At 28.3% G+C, this 21,916-nt stretch carries 20 protein-coding genes; 9 read left to right on the top strand and 11 right to left on the bottom strand.

The window, feature by feature from the left end; genetic code table 11:
- Positions 1–93: 93 nt before the first annotated feature.
- Positions 94–1,740 (top strand): glycerol-3-phosphate dehydrogenase/oxidase, encoded by a 1,647-nt coding sequence (locus tag C7447_RS02125; protein WP_148868532.1) that lies wholly within the window; start codon positions 94–96, stop codon positions 1,738–1,740.
- Between the two features lie 4 nt (positions 1,741–1,744).
- On the opposite strand, the gene C7447_RS02130 is transcribed toward C7447_RS02125, so the two are convergent.
- The 3 genes from C7447_RS02130 to C7447_RS02140 all read right to left on the bottom strand — a co-directional run bounded on the left by C7447_RS02130 (position 1,745) and on the right by C7447_RS02140 (position 4,898).
- Positions 1,745–3,013: an MFS transporter gene (locus C7447_RS02130; RefSeq protein ID WP_148868533.1), complete on the bottom strand. Its 1,269-nt coding sequence runs from the start codon at positions 3,011–3,013 to the stop codon at positions 1,745–1,747.
- 13 nt (positions 3,014–3,026) lie between these two features.
- Entirely contained in the window at positions 3,027–3,686 is a 660-nt protein-coding gene (locus tag C7447_RS02135) for a hypothetical protein (RefSeq protein WP_148868534.1), read from the bottom strand.
- 216 nt (positions 3,687–3,902) lie between these two features.
- Positions 3,903–4,898, bottom strand: coding sequence for an NAD(P)H-dependent glycerol-3-phosphate dehydrogenase (locus C7447_RS02140; protein ID WP_148868535.1), 996 nt, complete (start codon positions 4,896–4,898; stop codon positions 3,903–3,905).
- A 93-nt stretch (positions 4,899–4,991) separates the two neighbouring features.
- Here C7447_RS02140 and dut point away from each other — a divergent pair, with 93 nt between their 5' ends.
- Entirely contained in the window at positions 4,992–5,423 is a 432-nt protein-coding gene (dut, locus tag C7447_RS02145; protein ID WP_148868536.1) for a dUTP diphosphatase, read from the top strand.
- 49 nt (positions 5,424–5,472) lie between these two features.
- Here the strand turns inward: dut and C7447_RS02150 are convergent, their stop codons facing one another.
- Positions 5,473–6,012: a GNAT family N-acetyltransferase gene (locus C7447_RS02150; protein ID WP_148868537.1), complete on the bottom strand. Its 540-nt coding sequence runs from the start codon at positions 6,010–6,012 to the stop codon at positions 5,473–5,475.
- A gap of 75 nt (positions 6,013–6,087) precedes the next feature.
- Positions 6,088–7,095 carry a recombinase RecA gene (gene recA, locus C7447_RS02155; RefSeq protein ID WP_148868538.1) on the bottom strand — a complete coding sequence of 336 codons (1,008 nt, stop codon included), beginning with the start codon at positions 7,093–7,095 and terminating at the stop codon, positions 6,088–6,090.
- A 122-nt stretch (positions 7,096–7,217) separates the two neighbouring features.
- Between recA and C7447_RS02160 the strand changes: the two genes are divergently transcribed.
- Together C7447_RS02160 and C7447_RS02165 are read left to right on the top strand one after the other, a co-directional pair.
- Entirely contained in the window at positions 7,218–7,784 is a 567-nt protein-coding gene (locus tag C7447_RS02160) for a pseudouridine synthase (RefSeq protein ID WP_148868539.1), read from the top strand.
- Positions 7,785–8,102: 318 nt separating this feature from the next.
- Positions 8,103–9,002: a DUF2167 domain-containing protein gene (locus C7447_RS02165; protein ID WP_148868540.1), complete on the top strand. Its 900-nt coding sequence runs from the start codon at positions 8,103–8,105 to the stop codon at positions 9,000–9,002.
- A 53-nt stretch (positions 9,003–9,055) separates the two neighbouring features.
- On the opposite strand, the gene C7447_RS02170 is transcribed toward C7447_RS02165, so the two are convergent.
- Together C7447_RS02170 and rpiB are read right to left on the bottom strand one after the other, a co-directional pair.
- Positions 9,056–9,496: a GNAT family N-acetyltransferase gene (locus C7447_RS02170; RefSeq protein ID WP_148868541.1), complete on the bottom strand. Its 441-nt coding sequence runs from the start codon at positions 9,494–9,496 to the stop codon at positions 9,056–9,058.
- Positions 9,496–9,930, bottom strand: coding sequence for a ribose 5-phosphate isomerase B (gene rpiB, locus C7447_RS02175; RefSeq protein WP_148868542.1), 435 nt, complete (start codon positions 9,928–9,930; stop codon positions 9,496–9,498). The genes C7447_RS02170 and rpiB overlap by 1 nt, the downstream gene beginning before the upstream one ends.
- Before the next feature lie 844 nt (positions 9,931–10,774).
- Between rpiB and rnr the strand changes: the two genes are divergently transcribed.
- The 3 genes from rnr (at position 10,775) to C7447_RS02190 (ending at position 13,967) form a co-directional block, all read left to right on the top strand.
- Positions 10,775–12,994: a ribonuclease R gene (rnr, locus tag C7447_RS02180; RefSeq protein ID WP_148868543.1), complete on the top strand. Its 2,220-nt coding sequence runs from the start codon at positions 10,775–10,777 to the stop codon at positions 12,992–12,994.
- A gap of 74 nt (positions 12,995–13,068) precedes the next feature.
- Entirely contained in the window at positions 13,069–13,746 is a 678-nt protein-coding gene (locus C7447_RS02185; protein ID WP_148868544.1) for a head GIN domain-containing protein, read from the top strand.
- 35 nt (positions 13,747–13,781) lie between these two features.
- Positions 13,782–13,967 (top strand): Sec-independent protein translocase subunit TatA/TatB, encoded by a 186-nt coding sequence (locus tag C7447_RS02190; protein WP_148868545.1) that lies wholly within the window; start codon positions 13,782–13,784, stop codon positions 13,965–13,967.
- Positions 13,968–14,054: 87 nt separating this feature from the next.
- Here the strand turns inward: C7447_RS02190 and C7447_RS02195 are convergent, their stop codons facing one another.
- Entirely contained in the window at positions 14,055–14,972 is a 918-nt protein-coding gene (locus tag C7447_RS02195) for an SPFH domain-containing protein (RefSeq protein WP_148868546.1), read from the bottom strand.
- Between the two features lie 122 nt (positions 14,973–15,094).
- On the opposite strand from C7447_RS02195, the gene C7447_RS02200 reads away from it, so the two are divergent.
- Entirely contained in the window at positions 15,095–15,496 is a 402-nt protein-coding gene (locus C7447_RS02200) for a DoxX family protein (RefSeq protein ID WP_148868547.1), read from the top strand.
- Between the two features lie 91 nt (positions 15,497–15,587).
- Complete coding sequence (locus C7447_RS02205; RefSeq protein ID WP_148868548.1) at positions 15,588–16,178, top strand: porin family protein; 591 nt, start codon at positions 15,588–15,590, stop codon at positions 16,176–16,178.
- A 149-nt stretch (positions 16,179–16,327) separates the two neighbouring features.
- Here C7447_RS02205 and C7447_RS02210 read toward each other — a convergent pair whose 3' ends face one another.
- From C7447_RS02210 to ybeY, 3 genes are all read right to left on the bottom strand, one after another.
- Complete coding sequence (locus C7447_RS02210) at positions 16,328–17,176, bottom strand: class I SAM-dependent methyltransferase (protein ID WP_148869481.1); 849 nt, start codon at positions 17,174–17,176, stop codon at positions 16,328–16,330.
- Positions 17,177–19,576: 2,400 nt separating this feature from the next.
- Positions 19,577–21,454, bottom strand: a complete 1,878-nt coding sequence (mnmG, locus tag C7447_RS02215; RefSeq protein ID WP_148868549.1) for a tRNA uridine-5-carboxymethylaminomethyl(34) synthesis enzyme MnmG — start codon at positions 21,452–21,454, stop codon at positions 19,577–19,579.
- 48 nt (positions 21,455–21,502) lie between these two features.
- Positions 21,503–21,916: an rRNA maturation RNase YbeY gene (ybeY, locus tag C7447_RS02220; protein ID WP_148868550.1), complete on the bottom strand. Its 414-nt coding sequence runs from the start codon at positions 21,914–21,916 to the stop codon at positions 21,503–21,505.

Genomic DNA, 21,916 nt, shown 5'->3' on the forward strand with positions numbered 1-21,916 from the left:
CTAATTTTTTTCTTAATAATTATCTGAAAAAGAAATTCTAAAAAATTTAAAATCATTTAAGTTTATCATTATTTTTGGATGAAACTATATGCTATGAACAACTTTTCATTCTTTAATAGAGAAAACATCAAAAAAGAATTACAATCTAATGAGTTTGATATTCTTATTATTGGTGGCGGAATTACGGGTGCTGGAATTGCTTTAGACGCTGCTTCTCGCGGAATGAAAGTTGCTCTTATTGAAAAAAATGATTTTGCTTCCGGAACTTCAAGTAAGTCCACTAAATTAATTCATGGTGGGCTTCGTTACTTAAAACAATTTGATTTTTGGTTGGTAAAAGAAGTAGGTACCGAGCGTGCTATTGTGCACAAATTAGCACCTCATTTGGTAATTCCAGATAAAATGATTTTGCCTTTAATTGAAGGTGGAACTTATGGTTCGTGGTTAACATCTATTGGATTAAAAGTATATGATGTATTGGCTTCTGTTGAAGGTGATGACAAACGTAGAATGTTAGATAAAGAAGAAGCTTTAAAAAAAGAACCTTTGTTACCAGAAGAAATCTTAAGTGGTGCTGGTTATTATGCTGAATATAGAACGGATGATGCTCGTTTAACTATTGAGGTTTTAAAAACCGCGAGTCACTATGATGCAGAAATACTAAATTATACAGAAGCAACAGAGTTTTTGTATCATAAAAAGCGGGTTGGTGGTGTAAAAGCAAAAGATGTTTTCACTGATGAAACGTACAATATAAGAGCAAAATATGTAGTAAATGCTGGTGGGCCTTGGGTAGATGATTTACGTGAAATTAACAACTCTAAAACAGGAAGTCGTTTACACCTAACTAAAGGTGTGCATTTAGTGGTTCCTTTTGAAAAATTGCCTGTAAAACAATCGGTTTATTTTGATATTCCTGATGGTCGAATGATGTTTGCTATTCCAAGAGGAAAAGTAACCTATTTTGGTACTACGGATACAAATTACAATAAAGATTTAGATAGTGTAGAAACTGGTTTGGTAGATGCATTGTATCTAATTTCTGCAGTCAATAACATGTTTCCAAATATTGAATTAACCTTAGAGGATATTCAATCCTCTTGGGCAGGATTACGTCCGTTAATTCATGAAGAAGGAAAATCTGCTTCTGAGTTGTCTAGAAAAGATGAAATTTTTGTGTCTGACACTGAATTAATATCAATTGCAGGAGGGAAGCTAACGGGTTACCGGAAAATGTCGGAACGCATTGTAGATTTAGTTACTAAAAAATACAAAAAGAAATACGAAACAGAGTTTGATTCCATTCAAACAGAAGATATTGTTTTAACTGGTGGTCCATTTAAAAATTACAAATCGGTAAATCTTTACATTAAACAAGTTTTTAAACAAATCAAAAAAGACGGTTTAACGAAACAAAATGCTGAATATTTAGTTCACAATTATGGTAAACAAACCGATATTGTATTAGATAAATTTGATGAAATTAAAGAAAAAGATATAGAAAAACGTTTAATAAAAGCGGAAGTATGGTTTACTATTCAGCATGAAATGACCTGTACACCTTCCGATTTTTTTATGCGTCGTACTGGACGTTTATTTTTTGATAAACCGAGTGTAGATAAATATAAAGAACTCGTGTTAGAAGAGTTTTCTAAGTACTTTAATTGGGATACTCATACAGCGGAAAAACATCAACAAGAATTAGAGAAAAAAATAGACTTAGCTGTGAATTTTAAATAAAATTTTATTCAGAGTTTTCATGCTCTTCTAAATCTTTTATTAAGTCTAGTTTTCTTAATGTTGGATTAATAATTCCTGTTGTTAGCACAGTAATTAACGTCATAGTTCCACCAAAAACAACAGCGGTTACTGTTCCCATTAATTTGGCTGTAACACCACTTTCAAAGGCTCCTAATTCGTTTGATGACCCAACAAACATAGAATTTACAGAAGCTACTCTACCACGCATATGATCAGGTGTTTTTAATTGTAAAATAGTTTGCCTTATAACCATAGAAACTCCGTCTGTAACACCACTAAAAAACAATGCTACAAGTGAGATCAAGAAAACAGAAGATAAACCAAATATGATGATACAAATACCAAAACCAAAAATTGCAGTTAGTAATTTCATTCCTGCATTTTTACTAATAGGAAGGTATGCTGTAATTAACATCGTTAAAAAAGCACCGATTGCTGGAGCAGCTCTTAAAGCACCAAAACCTTCTGGTCCTACTTTTAAAATATCCTGCGCATATATAGGTAATAAAGCAACTGCTCCTCCAAAAAGTACGGATATCATATCTAAGGTGATAGCGCCTAAAATAGCTTTTGTTTTATATACAAATTGAATTCCTTCTTTTAAGCTTTGCATAACAGGTTCTCCTATTTTTGGATTTAAAATTGGTTTATTTTTTATAAAAAATACAGTGAAGAAAGACAATAAAACCAATGTAAATACTACACACAAAGACCAATGAACACCAATAAAGGAAATTAAATAACCAGCAAAAGCAGGTCCTAAAACAGAGGCTATTTGCCAAGTAGAACTGCTCCAAGTAGCGGCGTTAGGGTATAATTTTTTGGGAACTATTAAAGCTATTAAAGAAAAAATGGTAGGACCAAAAAAAGATCGTAAAAAACCTCCAAAAAAAACAAGTGTGTAAATAGCATACAAAACTGTGTTGGTAGACCAGTCTTTAATAAAACTAGGTAGTGTTAAAAAAAACAAACCTAAACTTATAAAAGAAAATGCTCCTATACATAAGGCTAGTAAATTTCGTTTTTCTTTCTGATCTACTATATGACCAGCGAATAATGCCATAGAAACTGCTGGAATTACTTCCATTAAACCAATAATTCCTAACGATAAGGGGTTTTTAGTAATACTATATACTTGCCATTCTATGATAATAAATTGCATAGACCAAGCAAATACTAACAAAAATCTTACTAAAAGGAAAATATTAAATTCTTTAATTCTTAAAGATGCATAGGGATCTTTTTTTTCCATGTAAACTTAATTTTTAACTCAATTTTAAATCCATTAAAATGGAAAAAGTTTCGTTTACCTCGACGTCTTTTACAACAATAGTCATCTCATGAGTTGTAGAAATAACTTCTTGTACTGCAATATTTGCCCAAGCAAGTTGTTTTAAAATGAAATAATAAATACCTGATTGCTCCATATTTTCTTTAGGTAATTTTATAGTAATTGAAGCTAAATCATCTATATTATTAATAAGGGTTTCTTTTTCAAACGTTTTTATAATTTGTGTTTGTAAACTCTTACTAGCCACAATATTTGTTTCAAAAATTCCTTGAGAAACCGTTAAAAAAGTATCGTTATTTTCTCCTGCTTCCGATAAAATAGAAGCAACTCTTTTAAATAAAGTCGATGAATTTTTGAAAGTATAATCACACAAATCCGAACGAACAATTACATCTCCCAAATTTAGTGCAAGGCGTTTAATATTTTTACGAATACGTAATTCGCTAGCTGGGGATAACCTGTTAATAGCCATCATAACAGCTCCAACTTTTACTTCCTTTTTAAGTTGTTGCGCTACTTCTGGCAAAATAATTCGTGCTAACGAGGAAACATTAATTAATTTTTCATGTAATGCTTCTTCTATAAAAGGAGTTTTACGTATCGTAATTTCAACAGCTTCCTGAATCGTTTTCATTATTGTTTAAAATTAAACTAAAAGTTATAAAAACAAATGTATGAAAGTTAAAAATAACTTATATCTAGAATTTTGTGTTTTTTTTGGGTAAGTTGTATGTAAATCAGAAATTTAATTAACTTTGGATAATGTTATTAATGCAACACAACTAAATAAAAGAGCGATTGATTGAGTTTTTAACTCATTTTTTGAGAACCCAAATATGTAAATAAACAACTAATTTAATCTATTTGTTAACTTTTCAAACTCGTCTTTCGCCTCTTTTTTTCCATACAAAACATTATAAACAGCATCTATAATCGGGGTTTTTGCACCATTTTTTTGGTTGATTTCATAAGCACTTTTAGTAGCATAATATCCTTCAGCGACCATACTCATTTCCATCATTGCAGATTTTACAGTATATCCTTTACCAATCATATTTCCAAACATTCTGTTTCTACTAAAGACTGAATATCCTGTAACCAATAAATCTCCTAAATAAGCTGAATCATTAATATTACGTTTCATCTTATGCACTTTTTTAATATACCTTTTCATCTCACGAATTGCGTTACTCATTAATACAGACTGAAAATTATCTCCATAACCCAATCCGTGTGCAATCCCCGCAGCTATTGCATAAATATTTTTTAGCATTGCAGCATATTCCGTTCCGATAATATCATCAGATATCTTGGTTTTTATATATCTACTAGCAATGTATTTACTTAAATTTTTTGCTTTTTCTTCATCTTCACATGCTAATGTTAAATACGATAAGCGTTCCATCGCGACCTCTTCTGCGTGACAAGGACCTGTAAGAACACCAATATTTTCAAATGGAACACTATGGTAATCATGAAAATGTTCTCCCACTATTAATCCTGTTTCTGGAACAATCCCTTTAATGGCCGAAAACACAACTTTATCTTTTAAGGATACTGTGAGTTTATCTAATTCTCCTTTTAAAAAAGCAGATGGTATAGCAAAAATTAAAATATCATAATTATCAACAATTTCATTAATATCATCAGATAAATCTAATTGCTCTGGATGTAATTCTGCAGAACTTAAGTAATTAGGATTATGTTTGTTTCGTTTTATATGTTCTATCGCATATACACTTCGCATATACCACCCAACAGTATCAAGGTTTTCAGATAACATTTTTACGATTGCTGTAGCCCAACTTCCACCACCTAATACAGCTATTTTTGCTTCTTTACTCATTTTACTTGGTTTTGTATTACAAAACTAATAAATCTAAACACTAAAGCTAAATAGTTTTTGTTATTATTATATTTGAAGTGTAAATAGATTATTATGAACGTACAAATTATAAACAAATCAAAACATCAAATTCCAGCTTATGAAACCGAAGGTTCTGCAGGAATGGATTTAAGAGCAAATATTGATGAATCTTTTACTTTGAAACCTTTAGAAAGAGCTATTGTAAAAACAGGTTTATTCATCGCTTTACCGAAAGGGTTTGAAGCACAAGTTCGTCCGCGAAGCGGACTCGCAGCAAAAAAAGGAATTACCGTTTTAAACTCACCTGGAACTGTCGATGCTGATTATAGAGGTGAAATAGGAGTAATTCTTGTAAACTTATCTAACGAAGAATTTGTAGTTAATGACGGAGAACGAGTAGCTCAATTAGTAATTGCAAAACACGAACGTATAAACTGGCAAGAAGTGGAAGTTTTAAACGAAACTGAACGTGGTACAGGTGGTTTTGGTAGCACTGGAGTTTAGAATAGAACCTAATAAATATTAAAAATCCGAAGTTGTTAACTTCGGATTTTTAATTTAGTTCTTTTACCATTTTATACATTCCTCGGTAATCATCAAAAACCAACGGAAATTCAATAAAAACTTTATCAACTTCTTTAAAGTTATATTTTTTATAGAAATGAAGTGCTTGTGATTGTTTTTCCATCACTTCTAACCACAATTTTTTATACCCTTTTTTAGTTGTAAAATCAATTAACCAATCCATCAATTTTTTCCCTATTCCTTGGTTTTGAATCTGTTGATCTAAATATATTCGGTGTAATTTCACAAATTTCATATCCTCTTCATAATCAGTATTTAAATTCCAAACTAATCGTAAAATTCCGATGTTTTTATTATTAAAAAGGATGAAGAAATAGTCTGAATTTTTTTCTTTAATTTCTTCTTTTACATTTTGATAATTATACAATTCATCAACGTACCATTTCCCTCCATCCTGCCAATAATCAAAATATGCTGGCGGATAAATTCTACACATCAACTCATACAATTCTTTATGATTGTTAATAGTAATTGATTGTAGTGATAAGTTTTCTGAAATTGAAATCATTTATTAAAAATAAAAAAACTGTTGTAAATACTTACAACAGTTTAAAATTTAAACACTAAAATATTTTGTGTTATATTATTCTTGATTGTCAATTACTTCTTTAATCTTTGTTTCAAGTTCCTCTGCTAACTCAGGATTATCCTTTATTAATCCTTTTACAGCATCACGTCCTTGTCCTAATTTAGTGTCTCCATAACTAAACCAAGAACCGCTCTTTTTAACGATTCCTAATTCTACACCAATATCTAAAATTTCACCAACTTTAGAGATTCCCTCTCCATACATAATATCAAATTCTGCCTGTTGAAAAGGTGGGGCAACTTTATTTTTTACTACTTTAACTTTGGTGCTATTTCCAATAACTTTATCACCTTCTTTAATTTGTGTTCTACGGCGAATATCTAAACGTACAGACGCATAAAATTTTAATGCGTTACCACCTGTTGTTGTTTCTGGATTTCCGAACATTACTCCAATTTTTTCACGTAATTGGTTAATGAAAATAACTGTACAGTTTGTTTTACTAATTGTACCTGTTAATTTACGAAGCGCTTGCGACATTAAACGTGCATGTAATCCCATTTTAGAATCACCCATTTCCCCTTCAATTTCTGATTTTGGAGTTAATGCTGCAACCGAGTCAATAACCACAATATCTATAGCTCCAGAACGGATTAAGTTATCAGCAATTTCTAATGCTTGCTCTCCATGATCTGGTTGGGAAATGATTAAATTATCAATATCAACTCCTAAATTTTCTGCATAAAAACGATCAAATGCGTGTTCCGCATCAATAAAAGCAGCAATTCCTCCTGCTTTTTGTGCCTCCGCAATTGCATGTAATGTTAAGGTTGTTTTACCAGAAGATTCAGGTCCGTAAATTTCAATTATTCTTCCTCGTGGATATCCACCAACACCTAAGGCTAAATCTAATCCTAAAGAACCTGATGAAATAGCATCAACTTCTTCAATAACTTTATCACCCATTTTCATTACGGTACCTTTACCGTAAGACTTATCTAATTTATCTAATGTAAGTTGAAGCGCTTTAAGTTTCGCTTCTTTTTCTTTATCTGCTGCCATAAAAATTGCTAAAAATGTTCATAAAAATAAGAGTTGCTAAGGTATAAAAAAGTGAGGTAATTCTATATGCTTTTTTTAGACTCCTTTTTTATTGTAATATTGCTGTTTATTAAGCCTTTTTAATGTTTAAACACCAACATTTCATTATTCATAAACCTTATGGTTTTATTTCTCAGTTTGTAAATCCTGGTAAAAGAAAGAAGAAATTATTAGGTGAGTTATATAATTTTCCTGAAAATACCATGGCAATTGGGCGTTTAGATGTTGCTTCAGAAGGATTATTATTATTAACTACGGATGGAAAAGTAAGTCATTTTATCAGAAGTAAAAAAGTGGAAAAAGAGTATTATGTTCAAGTAGATGGAATCATAACTCAAGAAGCAGTTAATAAACTTAAAGAAGGTGTAGAAATTGGATTTGAAGGAAAAAAATACCTCACAAATCCTGGAAAAGCAACATTAATTAAAGACCCTAAATTTCCTTTAAAATCTCAAAAAATACGTGATGAAAGACATGGTCCAACAAGTTGGGTTTCTATCATTATTAAAGAAGGAAAATTTAGACAAGTTCGTAAAATGACAGCTGCTGTTGGCTTTCCTACATTACGGCTTGTTAGAGTGAGGGTGGGATCAATTTTATTAGAAGGTTTAAATAATGGAGAAGTTAAAGAAGTAGATTCTTTACTTTAATGTAACTTTTATTACAGTACATAAATATTTTGCTTACTAATTTTGTTTACTATGAAATCAAATACATTTATTTACATAATTGCAAGTATTATCATTCTACATTTTATAGCAGGATTTGCATATTTAATTTATAAAATGAATAAAAAGAAATAATTATTTCTTTTTATATTCTTCTCGTACTTAAATAAATTATTAGCTCTCTAAAATTAATTCATATAGTTTTTCTCGGTAATAAAAAATAAGCCCTTTTATATATCAAAAGTAAATTATAATATCTTTTTGTATTATTGTCTCTTTATTATATAAATATAACTAACTATGAAAAAAGCATTCCCCTTTCTATTATTTTTATTAATTTCTAACTTTTCTTTTGCTCAAGACTCAGAAAATGATCAGATTTCTGAAGAAGAATATATCAGAAAAATTGATAGTATTAATAATGCATTTACTTATCAAGAAGGCAAAATTACTTTACAAGATGGAATTGCTGAAATTACAATTCCTGATGGATATAAATTTTTAGATGCTAAACAAAGTAGTTATGTATTAACAGACTTATGGGGAAATCCTCCTTCAGAAGTTTTAGGAATGTTATTTCCAAAAGATGTTAATCCTTTAGGAGATAACTTTACGTATGCAGTAGAAGTAACTTACTCTAAAGATGGTTATATTAATGATGAGGATGCTAAGGAATTAGATTATGATGAATTATTAGAGCAAATGCAAGAAGATACTGATGCTTCAAACCCGGAAAGAAAAAAATTAGGTTATCCAACAATGGATTTAGTTGGTTGGGCTTCTGCTCCTTTTTATGATGAAAATAATAAAAAGTTACACTGGGCTAAAGAAATAAGTTTTGAAGGAGAAGCAGAAAACACTTTAAATTATAATATCAGAGTCTTAGGAAGAAAAGGATATTTAAATTTAAATGCTATTGGAACTATTGATATTTTACCAAATTTTAAAAAAGATGTAAATCAAATATTAAATAGTGTTGCTTTTACAGAAGGTAATAAATATTCTGATTTTAATCCTGATATTGATCAAGTTGCCGCTTATGGTATCGGTGGTTTAATTGCTGGTAAATTATTAGCAAAAGCTGGCTTCTTTGTCGTAATTCTAAAATTTTGGAAAGTAATTGCTATCGCTGTTGCTGGTGGTTTTGCTGCTTTTAAAAATAAACTTTTTGGTAGAAAAGAAGAGGAAGAAGTTTCTTAGTTTAAGAATATACTTTAAAAATAAAAAGGGTGAAGAAAATTTCTTCACCCTTTTTATTTTTTTATCATATAAATATGAATAATTCCGTCTTCTAAATATTCATCGCCAATTTGTATAAAACCATGACTTTCGTAAAACTTCTTTAAATACTTTTGAGCACCAATTTTTATGAGCGAGGTATTATATAGTTTTTTTATAGTTTGTATTGAAAAATCCATTAAATCATGACCGTAACCATATTTACGTTCTTCTTGTTTTACAACCACTCTACCAATACTGGATTCTTTATAATAATCTCCTGATTGAAACAAACGAGTATAGGCTACTATTTTGTCATTTTTTTTTCCTAAAACATGTATAGCTTGTTGGTCTTTACCATCTAAATCAAGAAAAACACAATCTTGTTCTACTACAAAAACATCCGAACGTAATTGTAAAAGATCATACAATTCTAATGTTGTTAATTCCTCAAAAGTTTTAACTAAAAAATCCATTAAGATTCACAAGAAATTTTATCTACTCTATTTTTATGACGACCCCCTTCAAACTCTGTAGAAAGAAAAATCTTTACAAAATCTAATGCTTGATAAAGAGAAACAAAACGTGCAGGAATTGTTAAAATATTTGCATTATTGTGTTGACGAGATAATGCTACTAATTCATTATTCCAACATAAAGCAGCACGAATTCCTTGGTGTTTATTAGCAGTCATTTGAGCACCATTACCGCTTCCGCATAAAATAATTCCCATTTCTGCCATACCTGTTTCTACCGCTTCTGCAGTTGGATGAATAGCATCTGGATAATCCATACTGTAAGTATCATTGGTACCAAAATTGATAACTTTATGTCCCAACTTTTCGAGTAGTTTTATAATTTCGAACTTGTATTCGGTACCTGCATGATCGTTTCCGATTGCAATTGTCATAATTAATTGATTTTAATAGTGTTATTATAAACAAAAATACAGTTATTAACGGTTATCAACAGTAATTAACAATGCTTTTTTTACCGTACTTAATAACCCTTTAAAAATAAAGGTTTTATAAATATTATTTAAATGTTAAGAACTAGTTGTATGTTTTTAAAAATATATTTGATTCTTTCATAAAAATTTACAATACAATTACTAAATTTAATTATGCAACTTTTTTTTTAAGTTTTTAATGAACATTTATCAACATAAAATTAACCCTTTATTTACATTATAAATCATTTTAACTATTCATAAAAACTAGTTAATTGCTGTTTATAACTTTTGTTAATAACCTAACTTTATAATTGATTTTAAAGATTTTAATAATTGAATAACTTGTTTATTTTATTTAATAAGTGATAAATCAAAATTTAAAAGTAAAAAAGTATTGTAGAAATTAACAAGCTATAATAACAATCACCTTTTTTTAAATTTTAAAATATCTTTTTTAATAATAATATATATTGTTAACAACTGAAATTTTAAAAAGATGAATTTGATTTCTTTTCTGCTTTAATTAAGTAAAGCGTGTCTTTTTTTTTTCTTTTAAAGTTTGTGTAGGATCTTTTTTATTAAGCGTAGTGTTAATACTTATTGCAGTAATAATTATACCAGCAATAAATATTCCAAAAAATAGAGCAATTATTTTACGTAAGTTTTTCACTTTTAACGACTTCCTTTAAATAAAGACTTTAAATTTTAAGAAATGTTACAATTTTATTAAGTTTTTTTTAAGAAAGTTTATTACGATAATTTCTTCGTACTTTGGATGAAATTATAATGAGACAAAATATATATGTCAAGAAAGAAAAAAATATACAAGAAAAAAGGAAATGTAATAAAAGATTTAACGCGTAATATATTCAGAATTTTAAATGAAGACAGCGAAAAATCTTTCAACTATAAACAAATTGCTGCTAAAATAGGTGTTGTAGATACAGAAGGGAAAAATCAAATTATTCAAAAATTAGCTGAACTTAAAAAAAATCAAAAAATAAAAGAAATAGATAGAGGAAAATTCCAAATTAATGAAGATCGTAAATACCATGTTGGTAAGTTAGATTTAACCTCAAACGGTAATGGCTATTTTATTTGTGATGATTTCGAAGATGATATTTTTGTTCCTTCAGTAAATATAAACCATGGTTTGCAAGATGACCTAGTGCGTGTTTATGTATATAAAAAACGTAAAAGCTCAAAATTAGAAGCTGATGTTGTAGAAATTTTAGAACGTGCTAAAACAGATTTTGTAGGTACGTTACAAATGAATAAAAACTTTGGTTTTGTAGTACCTGATAGTTATAAAATGTATGCTGATATTTTTATATCTAAAGGAAAATTGGGAGGTGCACAAGACGGGGACAAGGTATTAGCTAAAATTACAGATTGGCCTGATAATTCTAAAAATCCTTTTGGTACTATTACACAAGTACTTGGTAAACCTGGAGAACACGATACAGAAATTCATTCTATTTTATTGGAGTATGGTTTACCTTATGAGTTTCCAAGAGAAGTAGAAAAAGATGCTGAAAAGCTTTCTATAGAAATAACCAAAGAAGAAATTGCCAAGCGTAGAGATATGAGAAATGATTTAACATTTACCATAGATCCAAAAGATGCTAAAGATTTTGACGATGCTTTATCATTTACAAAATTAGAAAATGGTAATTATGAAATTGGAATTCATATTGCTGATGTTTCTCACTATTTACAACCAAAATCTATTTTAGATGATGAGGCATATAATAGAGCAACATCAGTTTATTTAGTTGATAGAGTAGTACCTATGTTACCAGAAATGTTATCTAATGGTGTTTGTTCTTTACGCCCTAACGAAGAAAAATTAACTTTCTCTGCAGTTTTTGAAATAGATGAAAAAGCGAACGTTATCAATCAATGGTTTGGTAGAACAGTAACGTATTCTGATCAACGTTTCGCGTATGAAGAAGCACAATCTATCATTGAAAACTGTAAACTATCAGATACTATTGAATCATACACAATGCCAATAGATACTTCTATTATAGATAGAGAATATAATGTAGTACCTGAAATTGTAGAAGCAACTTTAAAATTAGATGAGTTAGCAAAAAAATTCCGTTCAAAAAGAATGAAAGCTGGAGCTATATCTTTTGATAGGGTAGAAGTAAAATTTAATTTAGATCAAGATTTTAATCCTACAGGAGTTTATTTTAAAGAGTCTAAAGACGCAAATAAACTAATTGAAGAGTTTATGTTACTTGCTAATAGAAAAGTGGCTGAATTCGTAGGAAAAGGGAAAGGTGCAAAACCTACTAATAAAACTTTTGTGTATCGTGTGCATGACGAGCCAAATCTAGAAAAATTAGCATCTTTACAGAATATTATTGGTAAATTTGGTTATAAAATTAACACTGAAAATAAAGAAACAACATCACAGTCGTTAAATAAATTACTTTCTGATGTTCATGGTAAAGGAGAAGCTAACATGGTTGAAACTTTAACCATTAGATCTATGAGTAAAGCAGAGTATACGACACAAAATATTGGACATTATGGTTTAGCATTTGACTATTATAGTCATTTTACTTCACCAATTCGTCGTTATCCAGATGTAATGACACATCGTTTATTACAACATTATTTAGATGGCGGTAATTCTCCTAAAGCAGATGTTTATGAAGAAAAATGTAAACATTCTTCTAAAATGGAAGAACTAGCTGCAAAAGCAGAAAGAGATTCTATAAAATACATGCAGGTTAAATACATGCAAGATCATCAAAATGAAGAATTTCCTGGAGTGGTTTCAGGAGTTACTGAATGGGGAATTTATGTTGAAATCATTAGTAATAAATGTGAAGGAATGGTTCGTATTAGGGATATTAAAGATGATTATTATATTTTTGATGAAAAGCAATATGCAATTGTTGGGCAAGCAAGTCAAAATATTATTCAGTTAGGTGATGAAGTAGTTGTTAAAGTTAAAAAAACTGATTTAGAAAGAAAACATCTTGATTTTGATTTGATTAGTCACTAAACAATATACTTTTTAATAAAAAAATGAGTTGGTATAATTATTGAATTACCTTTTCAAAATAAATTTCAAAAATTATGAATAAATTATTGTTTTTAAGCATGTTATTTACTGTAGCTTTATGCTCTGCACAAACAACCATAAACAAAGTTTTGCAAGATTTTTCAACTTTAAAAGTTTACAATGGTATTGATTTAGAATTAATAAAATCAGAGGATCAACGCATTGAAATAACAGGAGAAAAGACAGATAAAGTTGTTATTAAAGAAGAAGATAAAACTTTAAAAGTATATTTAAGATTCCCAGAAACAGTTGCAGAAGGAAAAGTGAAAGCTACTTTATATTTTAATAAAAACATAGATGTTATAGATGCTAATGAAGGAGCAACTTTAACAGGAAAAAATATTGATCAAACTAGTTTAGAAGTTAAAGCACAAGAAGGTGCTTTTATTAACCTTGTTGTAGCAACTAAACATTTATATGTTAAATCAACCTCAGGAGGAGTTATTAAATTATCTGGTACAACACAAAATCAAGATGTATCTGTAGATTTAGGTGGAGCTTATCATGGTTATAAATTAAAAACATCTCATGTATCTACAGTTAAGGCAGGATCAGGAGCAAAAGCAGAAGTTAGTGTTGGTGAAACATTAGATGCTAGGGTTACTTTTGGTGGTACAATTTTTTATAAAGGAACTCCAGAGGTTTTAAAAGATAAAAAAATTATTGGAGGTACTATAGAACAACGTAATTAAAGTTTTCGTATTTTTGTACTATTAAAATTTAAAAAATGACAGCATTAACTATTTTTTTAGGAATGATTGGACCATGGCAAATTGCAATTGTAGTTGCATTGGTTTTATTAATGTTTGGAGGTAAGAAAATACCAGAATTAATGAAAGGATTAGGTACTGGTATTAAAGAATTTAAAGACGCTACCAAAACAGAAGAGGAAGAAAATAAAGAAGAAAAATAATTTCTTTTAAATAATAAAAAATAACCGAAACTTTATGTTTCGGTTTTTTTATGAAATGAAATCTTACTCTTCATTTATAATTTTCGCTTATTCATCTTTCTTTTTCATATTTTTCATAGCTTCTCCAATCTGATTACTAGCTGTAAAACTTGCAACCATATCATTTAACATTTGACTACCTGCTTGAGGAGAATTAGGTAATAAAATTAAATTACTATTTGTTTCTTGTCCTATAGATTGTAATGTATCGTAGTGTTGTGTTACTACAATTAGAGCAGAAGCTTCTTGACTATTAATACCTACTTTATTTAATACTTCTACAGATTCTTCTAAACCACGAGCAATTTCTCTACGTTGATCAGCAATTCCCTGTCCTTGTAAACGTTTACTTTCTGCTTCTGCTTTTGCTCGTTCTACGATTAAAATACGTTGTGCATCTCCTTCAAATTGTGCAGCTATTTTTTCACGTTCAGAAGCATTAATTCTGTTCATAGCTTCTTTTACTTGTCCATCAGGATCTATATCAGTTACTAAAGTTTTTATGATATCATATCCATATTCTATCATTGCATCGTTTAATTCCGATTTTACTGCAATGGCAATATCATCTTTTTTTACAAATACATCATCTAACTTCATTTTTGGTACTTCAGCACGAACAACATCAAAAACATAAGAAGTTATTTGATCGTGAGGATAATCTAACATATAAAATGCATCATACACTTTATCTCTAATTACTTTGTATTGTACCGATACTTTTAGTTTTACAAATACATCATCCAATGTTTTTGTTTCAATAATTACATCTAATTGTTGAATTTTTAAACTCAATTTACCTGCAATTCTATCAAAAACAGGAATTTTAAATTGTAATCCTGATTGACGAATGCTATGAAACTTACCAAAACGCTCTATAATTGCTGCAGTTTGTTGTTTAACTATAAATACTGAAGCTAATAATATAAAGATTGATAATCCGATGAGAATAGGAATTAATGCCATAGTTTATTTTTTAAGTTGATAATTTGTTAAAGATACTATATAATTGATTTACTTATATGACGTAGTTTTTATTTAATGTTACAATTCATTTATTAAAATTATATTTGCTTAAAATCAACTTTATGGAATTATTACAGAAACACGCTACTGAAATTTTAATCTTATTTTTTTTAATTGTCACCTTTTTACAATCTGGAATTGATAAAGTGTCTGATTGGGAAGGGAATTTGTCTTTTATAAAAGCTCATCTCAAAAACACACCATTCAAAAATAGTGTTCCTCTCTTATTAGCAATAATCTTAGTTATTGAAATTATGGCAGGCGCTTTAATGTTCGTTGGTGTTTTTCAATTAGTAACTGTTGGTACAACTAATTTAGCTTTGATTGGTGTAGAATTGTCAGCTTTGTGCTTAATATTTTTATTAATTGGTCAACGACTTGCAAAAGATTATGCAGGTGCAATGACATTAGCAGTTTACTTTATCATTACAATTTTCGGTGTGTATTTATTAAATGCTCACTAAATCATTTGAGCTAAGATTTGTTTGTTTCAAGTCAATCCTACTTTCTTTTAGTATATAATTTTGTTCATTATTAACATTAAAATATTTTATTATGAACAAGAAACTATTTTTATTATTTGTGTTTTTCACTGCAATTATGAGCGCACAAAACTTTGGTATTAAAGGAGGGATTAATTTTTCTAATTTAACAAATTTTGACAAATCTTTTGAAGAAGAAGTAGAATCAGAAAGTATTAGAACATCATTTCATGTTGGTTTTTACAATGAATTCAAAATCAATGATAATTTAAGTATTCAACCAGAATTATTATATTCATCACAAGGTATAAATAATGAATCTGATGGTATTGATGGAAAGGTTCAACTAGATTATATTAATATACCAGTTTTACTTAAAATATATTTGACTGAAGGCTTCTTTTTAGAAGCAGGACCTCAAATTGGTTTTTTGGTTAATGATGACATAAAAGTTGGAACGTTAAATTTTTCAGATAATGAAGATTTATTCAATACTGTTGATTATTCTATGGATTTAGGTTTAGGTTTCAAATTATCTGAAGGAGTATTTTTAAATGCACGTTATGGTTTTGGTTTAAACGGAGTTTTTAATTCTTCAGAAGAAGGATCTGATAATAATCCAAAAAATAGTGTTTTTGCTGCATCTCTTGGTTTTAACCTATAATAATATTAATTTATATTAATTTTATTATTAATCAATTTTTTATATTTAAAAAGCTCTTAAAACATCGTTTTTAAGAGCTTTTTATTTTTACTTAATATGATTTACTATTTATATATTATAAATGAATTAAACATATATTAAAATTGATTTTATCTATTTTTTATGATATATATTAATGAAGAATGTTCTTTTGATGCTTTTGCTTTTCTATTCGACATAAAACCATTAATAAATGCATGAATAGGTCTCATCTTTCCTGTTTTGTATTTTTCTGATAATAAAGAAACATAATACGAATCAAACTTCATTGGTAATACTTTTTCAATTTTCATTTCTACAGTTGAAAATAACTTTCTGATTGAAGTTTTAGAGAAATGCCACAGATGTCTGGGTACATCAAATGCGGCCCAAAATTGTTTGTAATGCTTTGCATCATAACTTTTAAAATTTGGAACAGCAATTACCAACACACCATCGGGTTTTAATAAACCTTTTAATTGTTGAATATATTCTATTAAATCTGGTACATGTTCTAATACATGCCACATTGTAATAACATCAAATTTTTCGTTAATCTCACTAAGATTTTCCTTTACAACTAATTTTTTAGTTATAGATATTTCTCTTGCTTTTTTATTAGGTTCTATTCCCGATACTTTCCAATTATTTTGTTTACATATTGCTAAAAAATCACCCGTGCCAGAACCAATATCTAAGAGCGTTTTTTCTTTAGAGTTAAATGAATTTAGTAAGTTTAGTTTTGTCTTTAATGTATAATTACGCACTAATTTATACACTTTATCTATTATAGATTTACTACTATCAGTATGAGAAATATAGTCTTCACTTTTATAATAATCACCTAAATTTTTGGGTACAGGTTGTGTAACTAACATATCAAATTCCTTGTTAAATAAAAGTTGATATTCCTCTTTTGAAACTGTATAATCTATAGAATTTAAAAACGGTTCTAAATTATTATTTATTTTTTCTGTTATATTCAATGGTCTATTTGTTATTATGTTCCCCGTGGAACAATGCTATGATTTTGTTTTTTTACCTTGATACAATGAATACCAAACGGATTCAAAATTAAATAAAGGTTTTTAATTTATAATTGATTATTTTAATTTTTTAATGAACATTTCTATATAATGTTCCCCGTGAAACATTTCTTTATTTATATTAATGTGTTGTGATCATTATGCCGAATTTTATTAAATTATTTTAAACTTATTTTTTATTTCTATAATTATAACACTACCTATCCCATTTCTATTTGTTTCTTATTTTTAATTTAGAAATATCTGAATTTATTTATGGAGGATCTTTTATAAATTAATATCATAATTTTATTTACCTTATATTAATCTAAAAGAAATGTTTTAATATTTTAACGTATAAATAATTTTTCTTTTACTCATGTTTTTCAATTATCGTCGTGAAATTAGATTTCTATTTTAAGATGATTTAATTCTACTATTTCATCCTTATTTAATTGTGATTAATTTTTGTTTCTAAAATAAAATTTGATATTAGTATTGATCGTGATTAATTCTAGTTTTATTTATAGTCTATAAAATAATTACGTTTATTAATAATGTTCCTCGTGAAACAATTGCTTTTTCTTTAATTAATTATAATGTTATTGTAGGACTTATAAGAATCGTTTATTCTAATAATGATGGTTTTGTTATTTATTTTAAAATTGAATTCAATTATTAAAACCTGATTTAAATTAACTCTTTAGTTAGTTTATATTATTTTTTTATTGATGTTTACGACCTTATGAATGTTAAGTTTTATTTTGTGTCTCATAAAAGAACTTATGAGATAAAAGGAGTTAAACTTTATTGATTTCAACCTATCTTGGAATTTCATTATTTTTTTAATAATGTTCCTCGTGAAACATCACTCATAATATTTAATTTTTTAGTTTTGATATAATGACATTATTACCATTAGGATTTTAATTTAGTTATCTATCTTCTCAAGATAAGCCAGTGTATGATAATTTTTAAAAGGGTGTTTTTAGTTGTTTGTGGTGAATTCTTATTGCCAACTACTTTTATCATAATATAGATCATCGCCATTATTTTTAATTGTATTGTGTTTTATAATTTAATAACGGTGTTTAATAAAAATATAGATTTTATTTTTCTATTATTTTTGTAGTTTAAATATCGTTTCAATATAATGTTCCTCGTGAAACAATTCTATTATTTTTTATAAAATATGAGTAATAATTATAATTATGTATAGCCTAAAAGAGATAATTGTTTATCTTTTTTTATTACCTACTTATTACTTTTTAAGATTAGATTTTGATTAGCTGTTCAACTTTATAATTTTAAATTAGGGTAGAGTAATTTATTTTTGTTTGAAGTAAAAAAGAAAGGAATCATTAATTTTAAATAGCATTCTATAACTAATCTATTAGAAGTAAAATTAATAATGATGTAATTGTTTATTATAATTTAATTAGATGTTCCTCGTGAAACATTAACTATTTTATTTAATTATTTTGAAGTTAGATATAATCATATTGTAACCATTAGGATCTTGAATTAGGCATCCATTTCTTTCCAATATAGATTTTTAGGTATGTTGATTTTAATTCCACTCCTATTGATGTTTTTAAAATTAAGTTATACTCACCTCTTTGTTCTAGATAGAATACTAATATGTCATCATTAAAATTTGAATTAATTTATCCATTTATTGAAGTAAATTCTTGATGTTAATTCAAACCATCTTTAGCCAAAAGGCACAGTCTTAATTATTATGATTTTGATAATGTCCTTGTATTTAAAAAACTAATATAAACATGTAGAAATTAATTATTGGATGTAGTTTTTCAGTATGTCTTGCTATTCTATATATTATTTTATAAAGAATGTTCCTCGTGAAACATTAACTATTTTATTTAATTATTTTGAAGTTAGATATAATCATATTGTAACCATTAGGATCTTGAATTAGGTATCCATTTCTTTCCAATATAGATTTTTAGGTATGTTGATTTTAATTCCACTTCTATTGATGTTTTTAAAATTAAATTATACTCTCCTCTTTGTTCTAGATAGAATACTAATATATCATCATTAAAATTTGAATTAATTTATCCATTTATTGAAGTGAATTCTTGATGTTAATTCAAACCACCTTTAGCCAAAAGGCACGGTCTTAATTGTTATGATTTTGATAATGTCCTTGTATTTATAAACCTAATATAAACGTGTAGAAATTAATTATTAGTTGTAGTTTTTCAGTATGTTTCGCTACTCTAAAAATCATTTTATAGATAATGTTCCTCGTGAAACAATAAGTTGAAATTAGTAATAAATGTATAAAAATAAAAAAGCGTTCCATTTGGAACGCTTTTTTATTTGTTGTTTTTATCTACCCATGTAAACCAAGAGCACGGATACATCACTTGGTGATACTCCGCTTATTCTACCTGCTTGGGATATGGTTACAGGTTTTATTTTAGATAGTTTCTCTCGTGCTTCAAATGATAATGATTTCACTTTCGAATAATCAAAATTATAAGGTATTGGTACGTTTTCTAAACGATTCAATTTATCAGCATTACTTTTCTCCTTCTCTATATATCCAGAATATTTTAAGTAAATTTCTACCTGTTCAATAATTTCATTATCGATGTTATTCTCTTGAATATAATTTTCTAATTTATCAATAACTCTAAAATCATTAAAGTCTAATTGAGGACGTGCAGCAATCTTAAATAATTTTAACGATTGGTTCACCGTAGCTAAATTTTTAGCTTCTAAAATCGGATTTACTTCTTCTTTTTTAACACTTAAATTTTTTATAAAATCAATTAAGTTTTCCGTTTTTTCTTTCTTTTCAATAACACGATCCATTCTTTCTTTAGATGCTAAACCTATTTCAAAAGATAAAGGTGTTAATCTTAAATCTGCATTATCTTGACGTAATAACGTTCTATATTCTGCACGAGAAGTAAACATACGATAGGGTTCTTCTGTACCTTTTGTAATTAAATCATCAATTAAAACACCGATGTAAGCTTCACTCCTTTTTAAAATAAAAGGTGATCTGTTTTGTACTTTTAAAGCTGCATTTATACCTGCCATTAAACCTTGTGCAGCTGCTTCTTCATAGCCAGTTGTTCCGTTAATTTGACCAGCAAAGAATAAGTTTTTAATTAATTTCGTTTCTAAAGAATGCGTTAACTGTGTAGGTGGAAAATAATCGTATTCGATAGCGTATCCATATCTAAAGAATTTTACGTTTTCAAAACCTGCAATAGATCGTATCGCTTTATCTTGAATATCTTCTGGTAAGGAAGTAGAGAAACCATTTACATAAATTTCTACCGTATTCCATCCTTCTGGTTCAACGAAAATTTGATGTCTATCCTTTTCTGCAAAACGATTTATTTTATCTTCTATAGAAGGACAATAGCGAGGTCCTGTAGATTTAATTCTACCGTTAAACATTGGTGAACGATCAAAACCTTCTTTTAATAAATCGTGTACTTCTTGGCTCGTATAGGTTAAGTAACAAGAACGTTGTTTTTGTAGTGGTTTGGTTGTTGGTAAATAGGAGAATTTTTCGGGATTATCATCACCAGGTTGCTCTGTCATTTTAGAATAATCCAAAGATCTTCCATCTACTCTTGGAGGAGTTCCTGTCTTCATTCTACCCGATTCAAACCCTTTTTCAACTAAATCTTCTGTAATACCAGTTGAAGCTCCTTCACCAGCTCTACCACCACCAAAAGTTTTTTCACCAATATGTATTAATCCATTTAAAAAAGTACCAGCAGTAACAATAACAGTTTTAGCTTTTATTTCTAGTCCTAAAGCTGTTTTTACACCAATTATGGTATCTCCGTCAAAGATTAATCCGTTAACACTGTCTTGAAAAAAGTCTAGATTTTCCGTTTGCTCTAACATAGTTCTCCATGTTTCTGCAAACTGCATTCTATCAGATTGTGCCCTCGGACTCCACATTGCAGGTCCTTTCGACTTATTTAACATTTTAAATTGAATGGCTGTTTTATCAGTTACAATTCCGCTATAACCTCCTAAAGCATCAATTTCGCGAACTATTTGTCCTTTTGCAATTCCTCCCATGGCAGGATTACAACTCATTTGTGCAATGTTTTGCAAATTCATTGTAATTAACAATGTTTTTGCACCCATATTTGCACTTCCTGCTGCGGCCTCACTTCCTGCATGACCACCTCCAATAACAATGACGTCGTATGTTGTTGTAAATAAACTCATATTTTTACAGTTTCATTCGAAACTTTAATTTTTTTAATTAACTGGTAATCAATTATTTAGTTTATGTAAACATTGATTTTCTCTATCTCTCATTAGTTGTTTTTCTTCCTCAGATTTGTCTTTATAACCCATGTAATGCAACACACCATGGATGATAACTCTGTGTAACTCATTTTTGAAAGAAACCTCAAATTCTTTTGCATTTTCTGCTACTCTATCCACAGAAATAAATATATCTCCGCCTATTAATTTTCCTAAAGTATAATCAAAACTGATAATATCGGTTAAAGTATCGTGTTGTAAAAATTCAACATTGATTTTATGTAGGTAATCATCATCACAAAAAATATAGTTGATTTCGCCTAATTCAAATCCTTCTTTTTCGACACACTCTTCTATCCAATTAGTTGTTTTTTCTTCGTTATCTAACTGGAATTCTGTTTCGTAATTAAAAGCTATCAT

It is taken from the genome of Tenacibaculum adriaticum (assembly GCF_008124875.1).
Lineage (GTDB): Bacteria > Bacteroidota > Bacteroidia > Flavobacteriales > Flavobacteriaceae > Polaribacter > Polaribacter adriaticus.

Excerpts from the sequence above, each read along its gene's own strand:
- C7447_RS02125 (WP_148868532.1), top strand. The coding sequence starts at position 94 with ATGAACAACTTTTCATTCTTTAATAGAGAAAACATCAAAAAAGAATTA.
- C7447_RS02130 (WP_148868533.1), bottom strand. The coding sequence starts at position 3,013 with ATGGAAAAAAAAGATCCCTATGCATCTTTAAGAATTAAAGAATTTAAT.
- C7447_RS02135 (WP_148868534.1), bottom strand. The coding sequence starts at position 3,686 with ATGAAAACGATTCAGGAAGCTGTTGAAATTACGATACGTAAAACTCCT.
- C7447_RS02140 (WP_148868535.1), bottom strand. The coding sequence starts at position 4,898 with ATGAGTAAAGAAGCAAAAATAGCTGTATTAGGTGGTGGAAGTTGGGCT.
- dut (WP_148868536.1), top strand. The coding sequence starts at position 4,992 with ATGAACGTACAAATTATAAACAAATCAAAACATCAAATTCCAGCTTAT.
- C7447_RS02150 (WP_148868537.1), bottom strand. The coding sequence starts at position 6,012 with ATGATTTCAATTTCAGAAAACTTATCACTACAATCAATTACTATTAAC.
- recA (WP_148868538.1), bottom strand. The coding sequence starts at position 7,095 with ATGGCAGCAGATAAAGAAAAAGAAGCGAAACTTAAAGCGCTTCAACTT.
- C7447_RS02160 (WP_148868539.1), top strand. The coding sequence starts at position 7,218 with ATGTTTAAACACCAACATTTCATTATTCATAAACCTTATGGTTTTATT.
- C7447_RS02165 (WP_148868540.1), top strand. The coding sequence starts at position 8,103 with ATGAAAAAAGCATTCCCCTTTCTATTATTTTTATTAATTTCTAACTTT.
- C7447_RS02170 (WP_148868541.1), bottom strand. The coding sequence starts at position 9,496 with ATGGATTTTTTAGTTAAAACTTTTGAGGAATTAACAACATTAGAATTG.
- rpiB (WP_148868542.1), bottom strand. The coding sequence starts at position 9,930 with ATGACAATTGCAATCGGAAACGATCATGCAGGTACCGAATACAAGTTC.
- rnr (WP_148868543.1), top strand. The coding sequence starts at position 10,775 with ATGTCAAGAAAGAAAAAAATATACAAGAAAAAAGGAAATGTAATAAAA.
- C7447_RS02185 (WP_148868544.1), top strand. The coding sequence starts at position 13,069 with ATGAATAAATTATTGTTTTTAAGCATGTTATTTACTGTAGCTTTATGC.
- C7447_RS02190 (WP_148868545.1), top strand. The coding sequence starts at position 13,782 with ATGACAGCATTAACTATTTTTTTAGGAATGATTGGACCATGGCAAATT.
- C7447_RS02195 (WP_148868546.1), bottom strand. The coding sequence starts at position 14,972 with ATGGCATTAATTCCTATTCTCATCGGATTATCAATCTTTATATTATTA.
- C7447_RS02200 (WP_148868547.1), top strand. The coding sequence starts at position 15,095 with ATGGAATTATTACAGAAACACGCTACTGAAATTTTAATCTTATTTTTT.
- C7447_RS02205 (WP_148868548.1), top strand. The coding sequence starts at position 15,588 with ATGAACAAGAAACTATTTTTATTATTTGTGTTTTTCACTGCAATTATG.
- mnmG (WP_148868549.1), bottom strand. The coding sequence starts at position 21,454 with ATGAGTTTATTTACAACAACATACGACGTCATTGTTATTGGAGGTGGT.
- ybeY (WP_148868550.1), bottom strand. The coding sequence starts at position 21,916 with ATGATAGCTTTTAATTACGAAACAGAATTCCAGTTAGATAACGAAGAA.